The sequence below is a fragment of the Enterobacter cloacae complex sp. SHL009 genome (assembly GCF_049237205.1).
Lineage (GTDB): Bacteria > Pseudomonadota > Gammaproteobacteria > Enterobacterales > Enterobacteriaceae > Enterobacter > Enterobacter cloacae_M.
Window position 1 is genome coordinate 129,992 of sequence record NZ_JBMKIW010000008.1, and the last position, 20,131, is coordinate 150,122.

At 61.2% G+C, this 20,131-nt stretch carries 14 protein-coding genes; 10 read left to right on the forward strand and 4 right to left on the reverse strand.

The window, feature by feature from the left end; translation table 11 throughout:
- The first annotated feature begins 30 nt into the window (after window positions 1-30).
- Genes fepD through fepC form a run of 3 tightly spaced genes read left to right on the forward strand, consistent with a single transcriptional unit; the run spans window position 31 to window position 2,821 of the window.
- Window positions 31-1,035 (forward strand): Fe(3+)-siderophore ABC transporter permease, encoded by a 1,005-nt coding sequence (gene fepD / locus ACOTZC_RS17880; protein WP_023310703.1) that lies wholly within the window; start codon window positions 31-33, stop codon window positions 1,033-1,035.
- Entirely contained in the window at window positions 1,035-2,024 is a 990-nt protein-coding gene (gene fepG / locus ACOTZC_RS17885; protein ID WP_239633154.1) for an iron-enterobactin ABC transporter permease, read from the forward strand. The genes fepD and fepG overlap by 1 nt, the downstream gene beginning before the upstream one ends.
- Entirely contained in the window at window positions 2,021-2,821 is an 801-nt protein-coding gene (gene fepC, locus ACOTZC_RS17890; RefSeq protein WP_239632084.1) for an iron-enterobactin ABC transporter ATP-binding protein, read from the forward strand. The genes fepG and fepC overlap by 4 nt, the downstream gene beginning before the upstream one ends.
- A 108-nt stretch (window positions 2,822-2,929) precedes the next feature.
- Here fepC and entF read toward each other — a convergent pair whose 3' ends face one another.
- From entF to fes, 3 genes are read right to left on the reverse strand one after another with little or no spacing between them, the layout of a single operon-like run.
- Window positions 2,930-6,787, reverse strand: a complete 3,858-nt coding sequence (entF, locus tag ACOTZC_RS17895; RefSeq protein WP_421635901.1) for an enterobactin non-ribosomal peptide synthetase EntF — start codon at window positions 6,785-6,787, stop codon at window positions 2,930-2,932.
- Window positions 6,784-6,996 carry an MbtH family protein gene (locus tag ACOTZC_RS17900; RefSeq protein WP_045402044.1) on the reverse strand — a complete coding sequence of 71 codons (213 nt, stop codon included), beginning with the start codon at window positions 6,994-6,996 and terminating at the stop codon, window positions 6,784-6,786. The genes entF and ACOTZC_RS17900 overlap by 4 nt, the downstream gene beginning before the upstream one ends.
- Before the next feature lie 10 nt (window positions 6,997-7,006).
- Window positions 7,007-8,203 (reverse strand): enterochelin esterase, encoded by a 1,197-nt coding sequence (fes, locus tag ACOTZC_RS17905; protein WP_421635902.1) that lies wholly within the window; start codon window positions 8,201-8,203, stop codon window positions 7,007-7,009.
- Between the two features lie 146 nt (window positions 8,204-8,349).
- On the opposite strand from fes, the gene ACOTZC_RS17910 reads away from it, so the two are divergent.
- Together ACOTZC_RS17910 and entD are read left to right on the forward strand one after the other, a co-directional pair.
- Window positions 8,350-10,590 carry a TonB-dependent siderophore receptor gene (locus ACOTZC_RS17910; protein ID WP_325794293.1) on the forward strand — a complete coding sequence of 747 codons (2,241 nt, stop codon included), beginning with the start codon at window positions 8,350-8,352 and terminating at the stop codon, window positions 10,588-10,590.
- An 81-nt stretch (window positions 10,591-10,671) separates the two neighbouring features.
- Window positions 10,672-11,328, forward strand: coding sequence for an enterobactin synthase subunit EntD (entD, locus tag ACOTZC_RS17915; protein ID WP_045402035.1), 657 nt, complete (start codon window positions 10,672-10,674; stop codon window positions 11,326-11,328).
- A gap of 114 nt (window positions 11,329-11,442) precedes the next feature.
- On the opposite strand, the gene betT is transcribed toward entD, so the two are convergent.
- Window positions 11,443-13,476 carry a choline BCCT transporter BetT gene (gene betT, locus ACOTZC_RS17920; protein WP_029741651.1) on the reverse strand — a complete coding sequence of 678 codons (2,034 nt, stop codon included), beginning with the start codon at window positions 13,474-13,476 and terminating at the stop codon, window positions 11,443-11,445.
- Window positions 13,477-13,604: 128 nt separating this feature from the next.
- Between betT and betI the strand changes: the two genes are divergently transcribed.
- From betI to ACOTZC_RS17945, 5 genes are all read left to right on the forward strand, one after another.
- On the forward strand, window positions 13,605-14,192 hold the full coding sequence (gene betI, locus ACOTZC_RS17925) for a transcriptional regulator BetI (protein ID WP_421635937.1): 588 nt from the start codon (window positions 13,605-13,607) through the stop codon (window positions 14,190-14,192).
- Between the two features lie 13 nt (window positions 14,193-14,205).
- A complete protein-coding gene (betB, locus tag ACOTZC_RS17930; protein WP_045402033.1) occupies window positions 14,206-15,678 on the forward strand; it encodes a betaine-aldehyde dehydrogenase in 1,473 nt (490 codons plus the stop codon).
- A gap of 13 nt (window positions 15,679-15,691) precedes the next feature.
- Entirely contained in the window at window positions 15,692-17,371 is a 1,680-nt protein-coding gene (gene betA / locus ACOTZC_RS17935; RefSeq protein ID WP_126302913.1) for a choline dehydrogenase, read from the forward strand.
- A 274-nt stretch (window positions 17,372-17,645) separates the two neighbouring features.
- Entirely contained in the window at window positions 17,646-18,386 is a 741-nt protein-coding gene (locus ACOTZC_RS17940; protein WP_213750967.1) for an SDR family oxidoreductase, read from the forward strand.
- Window positions 18,387-18,419: 33 nt separating this feature from the next.
- On the forward strand, window positions 18,420-20,114 hold the full coding sequence (locus ACOTZC_RS17945; protein ID WP_421635903.1) for a thiamine pyrophosphate-binding protein: 1,695 nt from the start codon (window positions 18,420-18,422) through the stop codon (window positions 20,112-20,114).
- The last annotated feature ends 17 nt before the right edge of the window (window positions 20,115-20,131 follow it).

The following is a 20,131-nucleotide window of genomic DNA, read 5'->3' on the forward strand; positions in this document are numbered from 1 at the left end:
CACTATCATTATCAAATCATGGATGTTGCTATGTCGTTTTCCTCTTCTGCGGTGCGCGCCGTTGCCGTGCCCGTTTTACTGCTGCTCCTGAGCCTTGCGGCTGCACTCAGCCTGCTGGTCGGCGCGAAGCCGCTGCCCGCGTCCGTTATCGTTGATGCGCTCTCCGGCACCTGCCAGAGCGCCGACTGCGTCATCGTGCTCGACGCCCGACTGCCCCGCACGCTTGCCGGACTGCTGGCCGGTGGCGCGCTGGGCCTTGCCGGTGCCCTGATGCAAACCCTCACCCGTAACCCGCTGGCGGACCCCGGCATTCTCGGCGTTAACTCCGGCGCCAGCTTTGCCATCGTGCTCGGCGCGGCGCTGTTCGGGTTGACCTCACCCTCTGAACAGCTGGTGATGGCCTTCTGCGGCGCGCTGGCCGCCTCGCTGGTCGTCGCCTTTACCGGCAGCCAGGGCGGCGGGCAGCTGAGCCCGGTCCGCCTGACGCTTGCGGGCGTGGCGCTCGCGGCGGTGCTGGAGGGCTTGTCCAACGGCATCGCTCTGCTCAACCCGGACGTCTACGACCAGCTGCGCTTCTGGCAGGCCGGCTCGCTGGATATCCGCACCCTTGAAACCCTAAAAGTGGTGGCGATCCCGGTCATTATCGCTGCCGCCGTGGCGCTGTTTTTAAGCCGGTCGCTCAACAGCCTGAGCCTTGGCAGCGACACCGCGACCGCTCTCGGCAACCGCGTCGCGCGCACGCAGCTGATTGGTCTGTTCGCCATCACCGTACTGTGCGGCAGCGCGACCGCCGTGGTCGGCCCGATCGCCTTTATCGGCCTGATGATGCCGCACATGGCGCGCTGGCTGGTGGGGGCGGATCACCGCTGGTCGCTGCCGGTGACGCTGCTGGCGACCCCTGCCCTGCTGCTGTTTGCCGACGTGCTGGGCCGCCTGCTGGTGCCCGGCGAGCTGCGCGTCTCGGTGGTCAGCGCCTTTATCGGCGCGCCGGTGCTGATCTTCCTGGTTCGCCGTAAACGCGGAGGTGGCGCATGATGGCCCCGTCCCGTCGTTTACTGACCAGCGTCTCGCTGCTGCTTATCGCCATTCTGCTGCTGGCGGTCTGGAGCCTGCGCAGCGGCGCGGTGACGCTCGACTTTACTCAGGTCTTCAACGCCCTGCTCGGCAGCGCGCCGCGCAACATCACCATGGTGGTGACGGAGTGGCGACTGCCGCGCGTGGCGATGGCGATTCTGGTCGGTGCGGCGCTCGGCGTGAGCGGCGCAATATTCCAGTCGCTGATGCGCAACCCGCTGGGCAGCCCGGACGTGATGGGCCTCAACACCGGCGCCTGGAGCGGCGTGCTGGTGGCGATGGTGCTGTTCGGGCAACATCTGACGGCCATTACCTTTACGGCGATGGCGGGCGGCATTCTGACCTCGCTGCTCATCTGGGCCCTGGCCTGGCGCAACGGAATTGACACCTTCCGGCTGATCATTATCGGGATCGGCATCCGCGCGATGCTGATGGCGTTTAACACCTGGCTTTTGTTGCAGGCTTCTCTGGAAACCGCACTCTCCGCCGGGCTGTGGTATGCAGGCTCCCTCAACGGCCTGACGTGGGGCAAAATCTGGCCCGCCGCGCCGCTGATTTTGCTGATGTTTATCGGCGCGCTGCTGCTGGTGCGCCGTATGCGTCTGCTGGAGATGGGCGACGATAGCGCCTGCGCGCTGGGCGTGGGCGTAGAACGCTCGCGCCTGATGCTGATGCTGGTCGCCGTACTGCTGACCGCCGCCTCCACCGCGATTGCCGGGCCAATCTCGTTTATCGCCCTCGTAGCGCCGCACATCGCCCGGCGACTTAGCGGCACGGCGCGCTGGGGATTAACCCAGGCGGCGCTGTGCGGCGGGCTGCTGCTGCTGGCCGCCGATCTCTGCGCCCAGCGGCTGTTTATGCCTTATCAACTGCCGGTGGGCGTGGTGACCGTCAGCCTCGGCGGAATTTACCTCATCGTCTTGCTCGTTCAGGAGTCACGCAGGAAATGACAGACACAACCACCCGCTTGCGCGGCGAAAACCTCACCCTCGGCTACGGCAAAAAAATCATTGCCCGTGACTTATCCGTTGCCATTCCGGACGGCCACTTTACGGCCATTATCGGCCCGAACGGCTGCGGAAAATCGACCCTGCTGCGCACGCTGAGCCGCCTGATGACGCCGGCTGAGGGCAGCGTGTTCCTTGACGGGGAGCAGATCCAGCGCTTCGCCAGCAAGGAGGTGGCCAGACGCATCGGTCTGCTGGCGCAAAACGCCACCACGCCGGGAGACATCACGGTGCAGGAGCTGGTCTCGCGCGGACGCTATCCGCACCAGCCGCTATTTACCCGCTGGCGTAAAGAGGATGACGAGGCGGTGAACCGCGCGATGCAGGCGACGGGTATTACCGGGCTCGCCCAGCAGAGCGTGGACACCCTCTCCGGCGGACAGCGCCAACGGGCGTGGATCGCGATGGTGCTGGCGCAGGAAACGTCGATCATGCTGCTGGACGAGCCGACGACCTGGCTCGACATCAGCCATCAGATTGACCTGCTGGAGCTGCTGAGCGAGCTGAACCGCACGCAGGGGTATACCCTGGCGGCGGTGCTGCACGACTTAAACCAGGCGTGCCGCTACGCCACGCATTTGATTGCGCTTCGCGACGGTGAGATCGTGGCGCAGGGCGCGCCGAAAGAGATTGTGACGCCGGAGCTGATCGAGCGGATCTACGGCATGCGCTGCATGATTATTGACGATCCGGTGGCGGGTACGCCGCTGGTGGTGCCGCTTGGAAAGCGTTCGGTCTGATGCCCTCACCCCGGCCCTCTCCCACAGGGAGAGGGAGCAAACCCAACAAACATCAACCACGGTTCCGTAGACCGGGTAAGGCGCAGCCGCCACCCGGCGCTTTTGACGTTATCCCAATATCTCCCTCAACACCGGCCCTATCTTCTCAAACGCCTGCGGTGAAATGATGTCCACGTGGGCGCAGTCCTGGCTGTACACCTCAAGCTCCGCCACCCATGGCGCCCAGGCGACCTGCGGATCCATCGTTCGCGTGCGCTCAGCGACAAACAGCGTCGCTTTGCCGTCAAAGCGCGCGCTGTGCGCCGTGGTGAGCAGCCGCACCGCGTCGGCGTAGTTGCCCTCTATAGCGTTAAACAGCTCGCTGGAGCCCTGTCCCTGCTGGGCAGCAATAAACGCCTGACGCTCGCGCTCGATCTCCGCCAGCACTTCCGGGTCAAGGCCGTTGGCCTCTTTCTCCGACCAGTTCTGGGTTTCCGGCGGCCAGGTGTCCAGCAGGCCGAGGAAGGCCACCGCTTCTCCCTGCTCGCGCAGACGGGAGGCAATACCCTGCGCCAGCGTGCCGCCGAGGGAATAGCCGAACAGATAATATGGCCCCCGCAGCTGCTGCTTACGCAACGTATTAAGATGATGCTCAATGACCCCATCCAGATCAGCGCACTGCTGCATCGGACCGTCCGGACGCGGCGACTGAATGCCGACAATGGACCAGCGCGGGCTGAGGTAGCGCGCCAGGACGCTAAACTGCCAGGCAAAGCCGGACGCCGGGTGGAAGCAGAACAGCGTCGGCCCGTCGCTTTCGCGCAGCGGCAGAAGGGTTTCATACCCCAGACGCTGCGCCTGCTCGTCGCTCATCTGCGAGTCCAGCAGCGCGCTGAGCTTGCTCACCGAGGAGGCGACCATAATCTGCCCCGGCGTAACCTTGCGCTCGAACGCGCGGCTAAGCTGCGCCGCCAGGCGCATCGCCAGCAGCGAGTGTCCGCCGAGGGCAAAGAAGTCGGTCTCAATGTCGTTGACCTCGCAGCCCAGCAGCGCGGAAAATGCCTGCGCGACGGCGATTTCGGATTCGCTTTCCGGCACGCGGCCAGAGGTTTTACTCGTCAACTCCGGCAGCGGCAGCGCCTTGCGATCCAGCTTGCCGTTCGCGCTGAGCGGCAGCGCGCTGATTTGCAGCAGCACCACCGGCACCATGTGCGGCGGCAGCTGGGCTTTGAGCGACGCAAGCAGCGCGTCGCGGTCCAGCGGTAAGCCGGATTCGGAGACGACGTATCCCACCAGCTGGCGGGCATCCCCGCCGGTGGCCGCCGCCTGGTTGAACACGCAGGCGTGGGCGACGGCCTGGGCCACGTCCGGCAGCGACAGCATCGCCCGGTCGATTTCGCCCAGCTCGATGCGCTGGCCGCGAATTTTTAACTGGTCATCGCTGCGGCCGAGATATTCCACCGCGCCGTTATCCAGCCAGCGGGCAACGTCGCCGGTGCTGTACATCCGCTCGCCGGGGGCAAACGGGTCGGCAATAAAGCGGCTGGCGGTGAGGTCCGGACGTCCCAGATACCCCTGCGCCAGCTGAATGCCGGTGAGATACAGATCGCCCGCCACGCCGAACGGCACCGGGCGCATCATCGCGTCCAGAATGCGCAGTCCCGTATTCCACACCGGGAAGCCGATCGGCACGCTGTTGCCCTCAACCGCCGCCAGCTCGGGGCCATACGCCGGATACCAGCTGACGTCCACCGCCGCTTCGGTTGGGCCATACAGGTTGTGCAGCGGCGCATGGGTGAGCTGCTCCCACTCGCGGCACAGCTCGGTCGGCAGCGCTTCGCCGCTGCAGAACACCTGCTTAAGCGTTCTGCAGCAGTCGACGTTTTCCGGCGTCAGCGAGGCGACAAACGCCGCCAGCATCGACGGCACGAAGTGGGTGGTGGTCACGCCGTGCCGTGCGAAGAAGCTCTGCATCGCCTGCGGATCTCGGTGCGCGTCCGGCTCTGCCATCACCAGCTTCGCCCCGGCGATAAAGGGCCACCAGAACTCCCATACCGACACGTCAAAGCTGCACGGCGTTTTCTGCGCCACCACGTCCGTCGCGTCCAGCGGGTAGTGGTCCTGCATCCACTTCAGGCGGTTAACGATGGCGGTATGGCCGACCATGACCCCTTTTGGACGCCCGGTCGAGCCGGAGGTAAAGATGATGTAGGCCGTCTGCTCCGGCTTGGCCAGCCGCAGCGGTTCAGCACCCGCGGCCGGTAACAGTGTGTTGTAACTAAACGTCTCGACGGACAGATCGCTAAATCGCGGAAGCTGTTCGTCAGTGGTAATAAGCAGGGACGGCTTCGCGTCCTCGAGCATCATCCGCAGACGATCGTCCGGGTAGCCGGTATCCAGTGGCAGCCACGCGGCACCAGCCTCGACGATGCCGTGCAGCGCCAGCGTCAGGAACACCGAGCGCGGCAGAGCCACCGCCACGCTGTCGCCCGGCTTCACGCCGCGCTCGCGCAGCAGGTTTGCCAGCGCGATGACCTGCTCGCGCATCTGGCGATAGTTCAGCTCAACGCGCGCATCCGCCAGCGCCGGGGCGTCCGGCGTTTTGCTCGCCTGCTCCGCCACCAGATCCGCCAGCGTGGTGGCCGGCAGCGCCAGCCCGGTATCGTTGATGCGCGCAAGCATCTGGTATTCCTGCTCTGAAACGGTTTCCACCTCGCCGCAGCGCAGGTCCGGGTTGGCCGCAAACTGCATCAGCATCGCGTTCAGGCGCGCAACGTGACGCGTCAGCGTCGCCTCGTCGTAGCGCTGCTTACTGGCGAGGATCTCAATGCTCAGCCCACCCTGCTCGTCCGGGAACAGCGCCAGCTCGAGATCGTTTACCGGGCCGGTCGCCAGCGTGTGGGTGATGGCCTCCACGCCGTCGATATCCAGCTGATAATCAAACACCTTCACGTTCAGCACCGGGCCAAACAGGGCTTCGTCGCCTGCGGCACGCCCGCTGTCGCGCACGATCTGCTCGGCGTCGTAGCGCTGGTGGCGGCGCATTTTTTTCAGCTGGTTGGCCAGGCGCAGCGCCAGCTCCGGCAGGCTCTCCTGCGGGTTGATATTCACCGCCAGCGGCAGGACGTTGAGCACCGGCCCGGTCGCGGTCAGCGCGGCGGAGCCCATTCGTCGCATAAAGATAAACCCGGCGGCGTAGTCCAGCCGTCCGGTCAGGCGCCCCAGCCACAGCGCCACCAGCGCAAGGGCCAGATCGGTACGCTGCGCCTGTCCTGCCGCCTGCGCAAGCTGGCTGAAGGCGCGACCGTCGGCAGCGATTTTCAGGCGCAGGATATCGGTAGTAGCGGCGCGTCCCGGCAGCGGTGCGGAAGAGAGCGAGACCGGAGAAGGAAGCTGCCTGCGCTGCTCGGCCCAGAAAGCGCCGTCGCGCTGATACGCCTCGCTGTCGCGATAGTGCTGATACTCCTCCACCACTTCGGCAAATGGCGTAAACGGGGAGTCAGGAGTCGGTTCATCCTTTTTCCACGCGGCGTAAATCGCGGCGATCTGGCGGGTAATGGCCGGGAAGCTGAAGCCATCCACCACCAGATGGTGATAGCGCTGATACCAGTACCAGTGGCTTTCCCCCACCTGAATCAGCTGGTGAAACGCCAGCGGCTGACCGCTGTCGACGCGCAGGTTCTGGCGGAGATCGGCCTCCATCAGCGCCACGGCAGCGTCGTGAGAGGTAACGCGAACGATGGACGGCTCCGGCAGAATGAGGGTGTCATCCACCCACTGCCACACCTCGCCGTTATCCTCGGCAAAACGCATTCGCAGGGTATCGGCCTGCATCATGCCCTCAGCGATGGCTTTTGCCAGCAATGGCGCGTCGATATCGCCTTTCAGCTCGGTGTAGTGCGCCACGCTCCAGGCGTTTGGCAGGTAGGACAGCTGTTCCGCCATCCAGATACCCGGCTGGGCGGCGACGAGAGGAAGCCGTTTCATGCGCTCCCCTCCGCAAAATGGGACGGTTCAAGCGTGCGCCAGTTCCCGGCGAGCCACTGCTGGCACGCCTCCTGAGACTGGGCCTCGCACACCACGCGCCACCCCGCCGGCAGTTCGCACTGCTGCGGCCACAGGCTGTACTGCCCACGGTCGTTTTGCAAAATGGCGAACTGTCCCTGCGGATTATCGAAAGGATTGCTGAATTCCATACAGACTCCGTTATTGAATAAGCGGCTGCCAGAGGGTCATTAGCCCCTGCGTCAGCCCACCGCGCCAGCAAAGCGCGTCGTGTCCGCCGTCAACCTGACGCCAGTAAACCTGCTGCGCGCGGAGTTCGGCGTAAATCGCCTGGTTCGCGCGGAAGATAAGCGGCTCGTTACGCCCGGCCTCAAGGATGATGCGCAGCCCGCGTGCGGTTTTTTCACCCGCTTTAAGCTGTTCGATGAGCAGCCCGTCCTGCTGCCCGCCGCGGTGCGGCCACCAGTAGGATCCGGACTGGCTGAGGATGCAGCCAAAGCGCTGCGGCCAGTTGAGGCCAGCATAAAGTGAAGAGAGTCCTCCAAAACTTTGACCCGCCACCACGGTACGGTCGGCGCGGTCGCTAAATGGCGCGAGATGTTTTACAAGAGGGAGAAGTTCTTCCTGTACCGCCAGCCAGAAATCGGGATTACAGGGCAATTCGCGGCTGCGATGTTCCATGTCGATCGCATCGATCAATACATAGACCGCAGAGGGCAGTTTGCACCCGGTGGTGAGCGACGCCAGCGCAGGCCAGACGGGCATACTTTCGGCCCAGAACTGCCCGTCGAGCAGCACCGCCAGCGGACGTTCCGGGCCGTCATCCCCGGGGGTGAAAATCCAGACGCGACGGCGGTTTTTCAGGCGCGCGCTTTCCCATTCAATGCAGATCGGCGCCTTGAAGGGCGTTTTGGGCTGATTCCAGCCGGGCTGAACGGGCGCGTCCGGCATCTCAAGCGCCGAGACGGCATGACCGCGCCCGCCGCGCCAGCTCTGCGGATTCAGCGGGTCGGAAACCGCGTGCGGCAGCAGCCTGCGCCAGCCTTCTCGCAGCGCCATGCGGTTCGGCTGCTGGCCTTCAAACACGGTATCGGCAAAATCGTTTTCATTTACGGAGGGGATAAAACAGTAGCTGCCGCGCCATTCCGGGCTGAACTCGCCCTGCCACTGCCAGACGTCGGTATCCGGAATGCGTTCAAGAGATTGCGGGCGGGCATTCTGATGATGGTCGGTCACGCCGGTAACGTAGAGCCAGACGCGTTTGACCGATGAGGTTTTCTGCGTGCCTGCCGGATCCCGCCACCAGAAGGTGACGCGACAGTTCTTCTTCAGACGTTCCCATTCAGGTCCGTTTTTCGACTGCCACCACGCTTCACTTCCGGTTGTTAACGTCGTCACCCTTATAACCCCATGTTTAACAGACTTTTTTGTTTTAGAGCAAATTTTATTGATAATATTATTGATAACTATTTGCATTTGCAATAGCGTAATGCCCGCGCTGTGGGAAGCGCGCTCATTAAATAACCATAAAAGCGGGACGTACAATGAATAAGAAGATTCACTCTCTGGCCTTGCTGGTCAATTTAGGGATTTATGGTGTCGCGCTGCCCGCCGTGGCAGACGACAACACCGCCTCTGCGCAGCACGAAGACACTATGGTGATCACCGCCGCCGAGCAGAATTTACAGGCGCCGGGCGTGTCGACCATCACCGCCGACGAGATCCGCAAAAACCCGCCCGCGCGCGACGTGGCGGAAATCATCCGCACCATGCCGGGCGTTAACCTCACCGGGAACTCCACCAGCGGCCAGCGTGGAAACAACCGTCAGATTGACATTCGCGGCATGGGGCCGGAAAACACCCTGATCCTGATCGACGGCAAGCCGGTCACCAGCCGCAACTCTATTCGTCTGGGCTGGCGCGGCGAGCGTGACACCCGCGGCGATACCGGCTGGGTGCCGCCGGAGATGATCGAGCGCATCGAAGTGATCCGCGGTCCGGCCGCCGCGCGCTACGGCAACGGCGCGGCAGGCGGCGTGGTGAACATCATCACCAAAAAATTCGACGACCAGTGGCACGGCTCCTGGAACACCTACCTGAACGCGCCAGAGCACAAGGACGAAGGTTCCACCAAACGCACCAACTTCAGCCTGAGCGGCCCGCTGGGCGGCGATTTCAGCTTCCGCATGTTCGGTAACCTGGACAAAACCCAGGCCGACGCGTGGGATATCAACCAGGGTCATCAGTCCGATCGTACCGGTGCCTACGCCAACACCCTGCCGGCTGGCCGCGAGGGCGTGGAAAACAAAGACATCAACGGCGTGGTGCGCTGGGACTTCGCGCCTATGCAGTCCCTGGAGTTCGAAGCGGGCTACAGCCGCCAGAACAACCTCTACGCGGGCGACACGCAGAACACCAACAACGACAGCGCGCTGGTGAAGAAGAATTACGGTAAAGAGACTAACCGTATCTACCGCCAGAACTTCGCGGTGACCTGGAACGGCGGCTGGGATAACGGCATCACCACCAGCAGCTGGGCGCAGTACGAACACACCCGCAACTCCCGCCTGGGCGAAGGTCTGGCGGGCGGTACGGAAGGCTTGTTCAACAGCAATAAATTCACCGACACCGACCTGGCCGACGTGATGCTGCACAGCGAGATCAACCTGCCGATTGATTTCCTCGTCAACCAGAACCTGACGCTGGGCACCGAGTGGAACCAGCAGCGCATGAAGGACTCCACCTCCTTTACACAAACCCAGCAGGGCGGCACCATTCCTGGCATGAGCAACGACCGCAGCCCGTACACCTCGGCGGAGATTTTCTCCCTGTTCGCCGAAAACAACATGGAGCTGACCGACAGCACCATGCTGACCCCTGCCCTGCGCTTCGACCACCACACTATCGTCGGCAACAACTGGAGCCCGTCCCTGAACCTGTCGCAGGGTCTGGGGGATGACTTCACGCTGAAGATGGGGATCGCCCGCGCCTATAAGGCGCCGAGCCTGTACCAGACCAACCCGAACTACCTGCTCTACAGCAAAGGCCAGGGCTGCTACGCCAGCTCCGACGGCGTGGGCTGCTACATGATGGGCAACGATGACCTGAAAGCCGAAACCAGCATCAACAAAGAGATTGGTCTGGAGTGGAAGCGCGACGGCTGGCTGGCGGGCGTGACCTGGTTCCGCAACGACTATCGCGACAAGATTGAAGCGGGCTACGCGCCGATCGGTCACACCTCGTCCGGTAAAGTGAAGACGGATATCTACCAGTGGGAAAACGTACCGAAGGCGGTGGTCGAGGGGCTGGAAGGCTCCCTGAACGTACCGGTCAGCGACACCATTAACTGGACCAACAATATTACATACATGCTGCAGAGCAAGAACAAGGAGACCGGCGATCGTCTGTCGATTATTCCGGAGTACACGCTGAACTCGACCCTGAGCTGGCAGGTTCATCAGGACGTGTCGCTCCAGTCGACCTTTACCTGGTACGGCAAGCAGCAGCCGAAGAAGTACAACTACAAAGGTCAGCCGGTGACCGGGTCTGAGAAAGACGAAGTCAGCCCGTACAGCATCGTTGGCCTGAGCGCGACCTGGGACATGACCAAAAACGTCAGCCTGACCGGCGGCGTGGATAACGTCTTTGACAAGCGCCAGTGGCGCGCAGGTAATGCCCAGACCACCGGTAATGCCACCACCGGTGCGTATATGTACGGTGCGGGAGCGTATACGTATAATGAGCCAGGCCGTACCTGGTACATGAGCGTGAATACGCGATTCTGATTCAGGCAGTAACTCCCCCCTCTCCCCATGGGAGAGGGCCGGGGTGAGGGCATCAGGCCGCACAATTCTGAAGGGAAAAACATGCACACAACCCACACCACGTTCATTCTTGCCGGCCACACCGTCCACCACGTCACCTTCGCCCCCACCACCTTCACCGATGCCGATCTCCTCTGGCTCCCCCACCACGCAGAGCTTTCAAACGCCGGAAGCAAACGCAAAGCCGAGCATCTGGCAGGCCGCATCGCCGCCGCGCATGCGCTCGGTGCGATACATGAACGCGCGATCCCCGGCATCGGCCCCAGCGGCGAACCGCTCTGGCCGAAAGGGGTTTCGGGGAGCATTACCCACAGCGGCACGCAGGCGATGGCGGTTGTCGTCCCTCATCCAGATGCGCTCGTAGGTATTGATTGCGAAGCCATTCTTCCAGACCACGAAGCCCGCGAAATCCAGGACGGCATCATTGATGCGCAGGAGGCGATATGCCTGACGCACTCGTGCTACCCCTTTGCGCTGGCGCTGACGCTCGCTTTTAGCGCCAAAGAGAGTTTGTTTAAAGCCCTCTTCCCGAAGGTAAATACTTACATGGGGTTTGAGTGGGCGAGAGTCACTGAGTTATCGGAAAAAACAATCACGCTGGCGCATTCGCACCCTGCTGGAGACTATCCTGAAGGTAAACGCTTCAACCTCGTCTGGCAGCATAATGATGGGAACGTGTGGACGCTGCTAAAAGTCTGATGGCGCTGCGCTTATCAGGCCTACGGTAAACCGATTTTGTAGGCCGGGTAAGGCATCGCCGCCACCCGGCTTGAGGGCGACGGCGATGCGTTTATAGGTTATTCAGCTCAAATCTCAAACATCCGGGAACATCACGCTATTCCCCGGCGCTTCCCTGTGCAGATGGATAAAGTTCAGGTGCCGTTCATACTGGTCCAGAATGTCCGTAATCACCTGCTCCTTGCTGTAGTCCATCAAATCATTCCCCTGGCTCCCTTCCAGCAGGAAGGTCTCAAGCCGGTAGTAGGTCGATTTCCCGCTGCGCGCCCGGTAGGTAAACCCGGGTACTGAATACTGCTGCGGCCAGATCTGATAAACAAAGTTCTGCTCGTCGCCCATGTGCACCAGCAGATCCAGGTGCCCCAGGGTCTCTCCCTCCTCCGGCGGCAGGTTTTTCAGCTCCACGTAGGCGCCACGCAGCTTCAGCTCCTGCGCAACCTCTTCCATTGCCGGGAAGCAGACCGTCTCCATCATCTGTTTGGTGTAGCGCGTGCCCGGATAGTTCATCAGGCGCGAGAGGCGTTTCTTCCAGCTCAGCCTGTCCTGCGCGCCCATCGGACGCGGCGCGGTGTCGCGACTCGCGCTGACGCGGCGGTAGTCTTCCACCTTGAGCGATTTATACAGCCCGGCCATCACGAAGAAGATGACGAAGCTGAACGGCAGGCCCATGATCACCGTGGTGTTCTGCAACGCCGAAATGCCGTTGGTCATCAGCATGCCGAGCGTCAGCAGGCCGATGGCGACGGACCAGAAGATGCGCAGCCAGTTCGGCGCGTCGCTGTTGATGTCCTTCAGCTTCGAGGTGAAGTTGCCCAGCACCAGCGCGCCGGAATCTGCCGAGGTGACGTAGAACAGCAGGCCGGTGATGGTCGCCACGGAGGCGCTAAAGGTAAACGCCGGGTACTGCGCCAGCAGGCTGTAGAAGCCGCGCTCCGGGTGCGCCATCGCTTCCTGCGCGAAGGTTGCATTGCCGTGGATGATCTCATGCAGCGCGCTGTTGCCGAAAATCGACAGCCACAGCAGGGTAAAGGTGAACGGGATAATCAGCGTGCCCATCACGAACTGGCGGATGGTGCGGCCACGCGAAATACGCGCCAGAAACAGGCCGACAAACGGCGACCACGCCACCCACCACGCCCAGAAGAACAGCGTCCAGTTGTTCATCCACTCTACCGGGCGGTCGAAGGCGAAGCTGTTCAGCGTCATGCCCATAAAGCGGTTTACGTAGTCGCCCACGTTGAGCACTAAGGCATTGAGCAGGAACGAGGTATCGCCCATAAACAGCACGAACAGGATCAGGCCCAGCGCCAGCGCCACGTTCAGCTCGGAGAGCACGCGGATGCCTTTATCGACGCCCGACGTCACCGAGATGGTGGCGATAATGACGGAGAGCGCAATCAGCGCCGCTTTGGCCGCCATCGAATCCGGGATATCAAACAGCACGCTCAGCCCGTAGTTGAGCTGCACCACGCCAATCCCGAGGGTCGTCGCGATACCAAAGATGGTGCCGATCACCGCCGCAATATCGACGCTGTGGCCAATCGGGCCGTTAATCTTTTTACCGAAGATCGGGTACAGCGCGGAGCGGATGGTGAGAGGTAAATTATAACGATAGCTAAAGTATCCGAGCGCCATGCCCATCAGGGCGTACATCGACCAGCCCGTCAGGCCGTAGTGGAACAGCGTCCAGACCATCGCCTGGCGCGCGGCCTCCATCGTCTGCCCTGCCCCTTCCGGCGGCTGCATATACTGCGTAACCGGTTCCGCCACGGAGAAGAACATCAGGTCGATGCCGATGCCCGCGGCAAACAGCATCGCGGCCCAGCTCAGCAGGCTGAACTCGGGCTTGGACTGCTCAGGCCCGAGCTTCACCGAGCCGAAGCGCGAGCAGGCAATGCAGACCACGAAGACGATATAGAGCGTCGCGGCCAGCAGATAGTACCAGCCGAAGGTCTTCGACACCCAGTTCAGGGTGCGCCCAATCCACTCGGCCGAAAAATCACGAAAGAAGATCGTCGTCAGGGAAAACAACAAAATCAGCCCGGCGGAAGTATAAAAAACGACCGGGTTGATTTTGTCTTTTTCTCTGTCCTGTGAAAGGTCTGTCATCCAGTATCCCCACTGTTTTTGTAACTATTAAAAACCAAATCCGCAACAATTAAGACACATTTTATATTGAACGTCCAATCAAAAACCGCTTTAATGTATAACCAACGCTGATGAATGGAGTGGCAACAATGCCCAAAGTGGGGATGCAGCCGATCCGGCGCAGGCAGCTGATCGACGCCACGCTGGAAGCAATAAATGAAGTGGGAATGCATGACGCGACGATCGCGCTGATCGCCCGTCGGGCGGGCGTTTCCACGGGGATCATCAGTCACTACTTCAAAGACAAAAACGGTCTGCTGGAAGCGACCATGCGCGACATCACCGGCCAGCTGCGCGACGCGGTTTTGAGCCGCTTACGCGCCCTGCCGGACGGCAGCGCGGAGCAGCGCCTGCAGGCAATTGTCGGCGGCAATTTTGATGAAACCCAGACCAGCGGCGCGGCAATGAAGGCCTGGCTGGCCTTCTGGGCGAGCAGCATGCACCAGCCGATGCTCTACCGCCTGCAGCAGGTGAGCAGCCGTCGTTTGTTGTCAAACCTGGTGTACGAGTTCCGCCGTGAGCTGCCGCGCGAGCAGGCCGAAGAGGCGGGCTACGGCCTGGCGGCGCTGATCGACGGGCTGTGGCTACGCGCCGCGCTGAGCGGCAAGCCGCTGGATAAGACCCTGGCGCAGTCGCTCACCAGCCACTTCATCAGCCAGCATTTACCGACCGAATAACCGAGGAGAATTTATGTCCCGAATGGCAGAACAGCAGCTTTATATCAATGGTGGTTATACCTCCGCCACCAGCGGTCGCACCTTCGAGACCATCAACCCGGCCAACGGTGAAGTTCTGGCGAGCATACAGGCCGCCGGGAGAGAAGACGTCGCTCGCGCCGTGGAAAGCGCAAAACGCGGGCAAAAAATCTGGGCGGCGATGACCGCCATGGAGCGCTCGCGCGTTCTGCGTCGCGCCGTCGATATCCTGCGCGAGCGCAACGATGAGCTGGCGAAGCTGGAAACCCTCGATACCGGTAAAGCGTTTTCTGAAACCTCAACCGTCGATATCGTCACCGGCGCGGACGTGCTGGAGTACTACGCGGGGCTGATCCCGGCGCTGGAAGGCAGCCAGATCCCGCTGCGTGAGACCTCGTTCGTCTACACCCGCCGCGAGCCGCTGGGCGTGGTGGCGGGTATCGGCGCGTGGAACTACCCGATCCAGATCGCCCTGTGGAAATCCGCCCCGGCGCTGGCGGCGGGCAACGCAATGATCTTCAAGCCGAGCGAAGTGACGCCGCTCACCGCCCTGAAGCTCGCAGAAATCTACACCGAAGCGGGCCTGCCGGACGGCGTGTTTAACGTCCTGCCGGGCGTGGGCGCGGAGACCGGCCAGTACCTGACCGAGCATCCGGACATCGCGAAAGTCTCCTTCACCGGCGGCGTCGCCAGCGGCAAAAAGGTGATGGCCAACTCGGCGGCCTCGTCCCTGAAAGAGGTGACGATGGAGCTGGGCGGTAAATCCCCGCTGATTATTTTCGACGACGCCGATCTGGATCTCGCGGCAGACATCGCCATGATGGCGAACTTCTTCAGCTCCGGCCAGGTGTGCACCAACGGCACCCGCGTGTTCGTGCCCGCGAAATTCAAGGCCGCGTTTGAGCAGAAAATCGTCGAGCGCGTGGGCCGCATCCGCGCGGGCGATCTGTTCGACGAACGCACCAACTTCGGCCCGATGGTCAGCTTCCCGCACCGCGACAGCGTGCTGCGCTACATCGCCAAAGGCAAAGAGGAAGGCGCGCGCGTGCTGTGCGGCGGCGACGTGCTGAAGGGCGAAGGCTTCGACAACGGCGCGTGGGTTGCCCCGACCGTGTTCACCGACTGCACCGACGAGATGACCATCGTGCGCGAAGAGATATTCGGCCCGGTGATGTCCATCCTCACCTATGAAAGTGAAGAAGAAGCGCTCCGCCGCGCCAACGACACCGACTACGGTCTGGCGGCGGGCATCGTCACTGCCGACCTGAACCGCGCGCACGGCGCCATTCATCAGCTCGAAGCGGGCATCTGCTGGATCAACACCTGGGGTGAATCCGCCGCAGAAATGCCGGTCGGCGGCTACAAACATTCCGGCATTGGCCGCGAGAACGGCGTGATGACGCTGCAGAGCTACACCCAGGTGAAGTCCATCCAGGTTGAGATGGGTAAATTCCAGTCCATATTTTAACCGGGAGGTTTATTTGCAATTTGACTACATCATTATCGGGGCCGGCTCTGCCGGCAACGTGCTGGCAACGCGACTGACTGAAGATCCGAACACCACCGTCCTGCTGCTTGAGGCGGGCGGGCCGGACTACCGCTTTGACTTCCGCACCCAAATGCCCGCCGCGCTGGCGTTTCCGCTGCAGGGCAAGCGCTACAACTGGGCGTATGAAACCGAGCCAGAGCCTTACATGAACAACCGCCGCATGGAGTGCGGACGCGGCAAAGGGCTGGGCGGCTCGTCGCTGATCAACGGCATGTGCTACATCCGCGGTAACGCGATGGATCTCGACAACTGGGCCAAAGAATCTGGCCTTGAGCACTGGAGCTACCTCAACTGCCTGCCCTACTACCGCAAGGCAGAGACGCGCGACGTGGGGCCGAACGACTATCACGGCGGCGACGGTCCGGTGAGCGTTACTACCTCGAAACCGGGCGTGAACCCGCTGTTTGAGGCGATGGTGGAGGCGGGCGTGCAGGCGGGCTATCCGCGCACCGACGATCTCAACGGCTACCAGCAGGAAGGCTTCGGCCCGATGGACCGCACGGTCACGCCGCAGGGCCGACGCGCCAGCACCGCGCGCGGCTATCTGGACCAGGCTAAAAAGCGCCCGAACCTGACCATCCGCACCCACGCCATGACCGATCATATTATTTTTGACGGCAAGCGCGCGGTGGGCGTCGAGTGGCTGGAGGGCGAAAGCACTATCCCGTCCAGAGCGACGGCGAATAAAGAGGTGCTGCTGTGTGCAGGCGCGATTGCCTCCCCGCAGATCCTGCAGCGCTCCGGCGTGGGCAGCGCGGAGCTGCTGAAGCAGTTCGATATTCCGCTGGTGCACGACCTGCCCGGCGTGGGCGAAAACCTGCAGGATCACCTGGAGATGTACCTCCAGTACGAATGCAAAGAGCCGGTCTCCCTCTACCCTGCCCTGCAGTGGTGGAACCAGCCGAAGATTGGCGCCGAGTGGCTGTTTAGCGGCACGGGCGTGGGCGCGAGCAACCACTTCGAAGCGGGCGGTTTTATCCGCAGCCGCGAAGAGTTCGAATGGCCGAACATTCAGTACCACTTCCTGCCGGTAGCGATTAACTACAACGGCTCGAACGCGGTTAAAGAGCACGGCTTCCAGTGCCACGTTGGCTCCATGCGCTCCCCGAGCCGCGGCCACGTGCGCATCAAGTCCCGCGATCCGCACCAGCATCCGGCGATCCTGTTCAACTATATGTCACACGAGCAGGACTGGCAGGAGTTCCGTGACGCTATCCGCATCACCCGCGAGATCATGCACCAGCCCGCGCTGGACAAATATCGCGGTCGCGAAATCAGCCCGGGTATCGAATGCCAGACCGACGAACAGCTGGACGAGTTCGTGCGCAACCACGCCGAAACCGCCTTCCACCCGTGCGGCACCTGCAAGATGGGTTACGACGAGATGGCGGTGGTCGACGGCGAAGGCCGCGTTCACGGGCTGGAAGGGCTGCGCGTGGTGGATGCGTCGATCATGCCGCAGATCATCACCGGCAACCTGAACGCCACCACTATTATGATTGGCGAGAAAATTGCCGACGCGATCCGCGGGCGCGAGCCGCTGGCGAAGAGCACGGCGGCGTATTATGTGGCGAACGGGGCGCCGGTTCGTCAGGCACGACAGAAAGTCTAAAATCCTGCCCTCTCCTTAAAAGGAGAGGGTTTTCAATACTTCCCTTCATTACGATAATATTTTTTCGCCAGCTATAAGAAATAAATATTAGCCTGCAATTATTTTGTTTATTTAAAAGTCGATTGACACTGTTCCCGCAACTCAACTATGTTTAATCGAATGTCGCTCCACCTGAAATATACAATATATTCAAACCTGAAATTAAAGATATTCTTATTATTCTTTAATTTGTCCCTGCCTTTATTTTTGCATCACACAACAGTGAGATAAGATCATGAATAATAGTGCAAACAAAGTTGTTGTTATCACCGGTGCCAGCAGCGGTATTGGTGAGGCCATTGCCCTTCATCTGGCAAATAAACCTTTTTCTCTGGTGCTGGTTGCCCGTCGTATGGAGAGAATTAACGCCCTGGTGGATCGCATTATTCAGCAGGGCGGCCAGGCGATTGCCGTGAAGGCAGACGTGACCCGACAGGAGGAGGTTCAGCGCGCGATTGACGCTGCCGTTGCCGCATACCAGCGCGTCGACGTACTGATCAACAACGCGGGCTTTATGGCGATTGCCCCCCTCAGCGAGCTGAAAACCGACGAGTGGGACCGGATGATCGATACCAATGTCAAAGGCGTGCTGTACGGTATCGCAGCGGCATTCCCGGTATTCCAGCGCCAGGGGAGCGGACACTTTATTAACGTGGCCTCCGTGGCGGGTATCAAGGTCCTTGCCCCCGGCGGCGTGGTGTACAGCGCCACGAAATTCGCCGTCCGCGCCCTGAGTGAAGGCTTACGTCAGGAAGCGGGGAAAACCGTTCGGACGACCCTTATTTCCCCCGGCGCCGTTGAAAGCGAGCTGCAGTTTGGCAGCTCTGATGCCCCGAGCAAACAGTTCCTGCATGAATTTTATAAGCAGGCTATTCCGGCAGAGTCGATTGCCAGAGCCGTATTATTTGCTATCGAACAGCCTGGCGACGTTGATGTAAATGAAATAATTGTCCGTCCTACGCAGGAAGACTTTTAGCATGAGTTAAATAACGCTGAATGAGGTGTCATTATGATTAAATCATTAACGTCCATATCAGATTTAAATATGCGATCGGGTGCCGACATTCTCCTTGAAGTGCTGGAGAGTGAAGGTGTGGAATATATTTTTGGCAACCCCGGCACCACCGAACTCCCGCTCATTGATGCCCTTCTTCGCCATGAAAATATTCACTATATTCTGGCACTCCAGGAGAGCAGCGTGGTCGCCATTGCCGACGGCTACGCGAAAGCCTCCGGCAAGACCGGTTTTATCAATTTGCATACCGCCAGCGGTCTTGGGCACGGCATGGGGAATCTCATTAATTCGCGGATCATGAAAACGCCGCTGGTTGTCACCGTCGGGCAGCAGGATACCCGGCACTACGTGCGCGACCCGCTCCTGTACGATGACATTGTCTCCATTGGCTCGCCGGTGGTGAAATGGGCGCAGGAGGTCACCAGCGCCGATCAGCTCCCGGTTCTTGTGCGCCGGGCCTTTCATGCCGCCAGCTACCCCCCCGCGGGTCCGGTGCTGCTATCCCTGCCAATGAACGTGATGGAAGAGCTCAGCGACGCCGGGATACAAACGGCCTCTAAAGTGAACTACCACACCGTGGCGGGCTCGCTGGACGAACTGGCGCAGGCGCTCAGCGAAGTTACCCCCGGCAGGATCATGATTGTGGCGGGGGATGAAGTTCACTCCAGCGGCTCGACGCAGGAGATTGTCCAGCTTGCTGAAGCGCTAGGCGCCCACGTCTCCGGCTCCTCCTGGCCGTTGAATTTGCCCTTCCCCACGCAGCACGCGCTCTGGCGAGGCAATATGCCCACCACCGCAAATGAAATCGCCAGCGTCGTTAATGCCTACGATGCGGTGTTTATCATCGGCGGCAGAAGCCTGATTACCATTTTGTATAGCGAGGGCGAGGCCATTCCGGAAACCTGCGCGGTGTATCAGCTCTCGGCGGATATGAACGAACTTGGCCGCACCTACGCCACCCGCCTCTCGGTGATGGGGGATATAAAACTCTCCCTGAAGGAACTGCTGCCGAAGCTTGAGCAGCGCCGGGTGGCAAGCAAATTGACGCATCAGCGGCTGCTCAAAGCGGCACGCGCTGAACGTGAAAAAGAGTGGCAACTGCAGGAAGAGCGTCTGGCAGCCGAGCGGCTGCGCCCGGCGATTTCGCCGATGGTCGCGGCCTACGAGGTGATAAAGTCCGTTCCGCCGGGCACCACGATTGTCGACGAGGCGATAGCAACGGCCAGACACGTTCGCCGGTTTATCTCCGACCAGCAGCACCCGCGCTACTACTTTATGCGCGGCGGCGGTCTGGGCTGGGGAATGCCTGCAGCAGTAGGGCACTCGCTGGGGCTGGGACGCGAGCCGGTAGTGTGTCTGGTTGGCGACGGCGCCTCCCTGTACTCGCCGCAGGCGCTCTGGACGGCGGCGCACGAAAATCTGCCCGTCACCTTTATCGTGATGAATAACCTGGAGTACAACATCCTGAAAAACTTCATGAAAGGACAGACGGGCTACAGTTCGACAAAGCTGGGTCGCTTTATCGGGATGGATCTGATTAACCCGCGAATTGATTTCCAGTCGCTGGGCGCCGCGATGGGTATCCGCTGCTGCCGGGTGACCCAGGCCGCGGATATCGCCACGGCGGTGACGCAGGGGCTACAGTCCGGAAAAACCAATTTGATCGAAATTGCCATTTCCGCAGATTGATCGACCGTTTCAGATGT

What these genes read in the sequence shown, in the direction of transcription:
- fepD (WP_023310703.1), top strand. Translation starts at nt 31, where the DNA reads ATGTCGTTTTCCTCTTCTGCGGTGCGCGCCGTTGCCGTGCCCGTTTTA.
- fepG (WP_239633154.1), top strand. Translation starts at nt 1,035, where the DNA reads ATGGCCCCGTCCCGTCGTTTACTGACCAGCGTCTCGCTGCTGCTTATC.
- fepC (WP_239632084.1), top strand. Translation starts at nt 2,021, where the DNA reads ATGACAGACACAACCACCCGCTTGCGCGGCGAAAACCTCACCCTCGGC.
- entF (WP_421635901.1), bottom strand. Translation starts at nt 6,787, where the DNA reads ATGAAACGGCTTCCTCTCGTCGCCGCCCAGCCGGGTATCTGGATGGCG.
- ACOTZC_RS17900 (WP_045402044.1), bottom strand. Translation starts at nt 6,996, where the DNA reads ATGGAATTCAGCAATCCTTTCGATAATCCGCAGGGACAGTTCGCCATT.
- ACOTZC_RS17910 (WP_325794293.1), top strand. Translation starts at nt 8,350, where the DNA reads ATGAATAAGAAGATTCACTCTCTGGCCTTGCTGGTCAATTTAGGGATT.
- entD (WP_045402035.1), top strand. Translation starts at nt 10,672, where the DNA reads ATGCACACAACCCACACCACGTTCATTCTTGCCGGCCACACCGTCCAC.
- betT (WP_029741651.1), bottom strand. Translation starts at nt 13,476, where the DNA reads ATGACAGACCTTTCACAGGACAGAGAAAAAGACAAAATCAACCCGGTC.
- betI (WP_421635937.1), top strand. Translation starts at nt 13,605, where the DNA reads ATGCCCAAAGTGGGGATGCAGCCGATCCGGCGCAGGCAGCTGATCGAC.
- betB (WP_045402033.1), top strand. Translation starts at nt 14,206, where the DNA reads ATGTCCCGAATGGCAGAACAGCAGCTTTATATCAATGGTGGTTATACC.
- ACOTZC_RS17940 (WP_213750967.1), top strand. Translation starts at nt 17,646, where the DNA reads ATGAATAATAGTGCAAACAAAGTTGTTGTTATCACCGGTGCCAGCAGC.
- ACOTZC_RS17945 (WP_421635903.1), top strand. Translation starts at nt 18,420, where the DNA reads ATGATTAAATCATTAACGTCCATATCAGATTTAAATATGCGATCGGGT.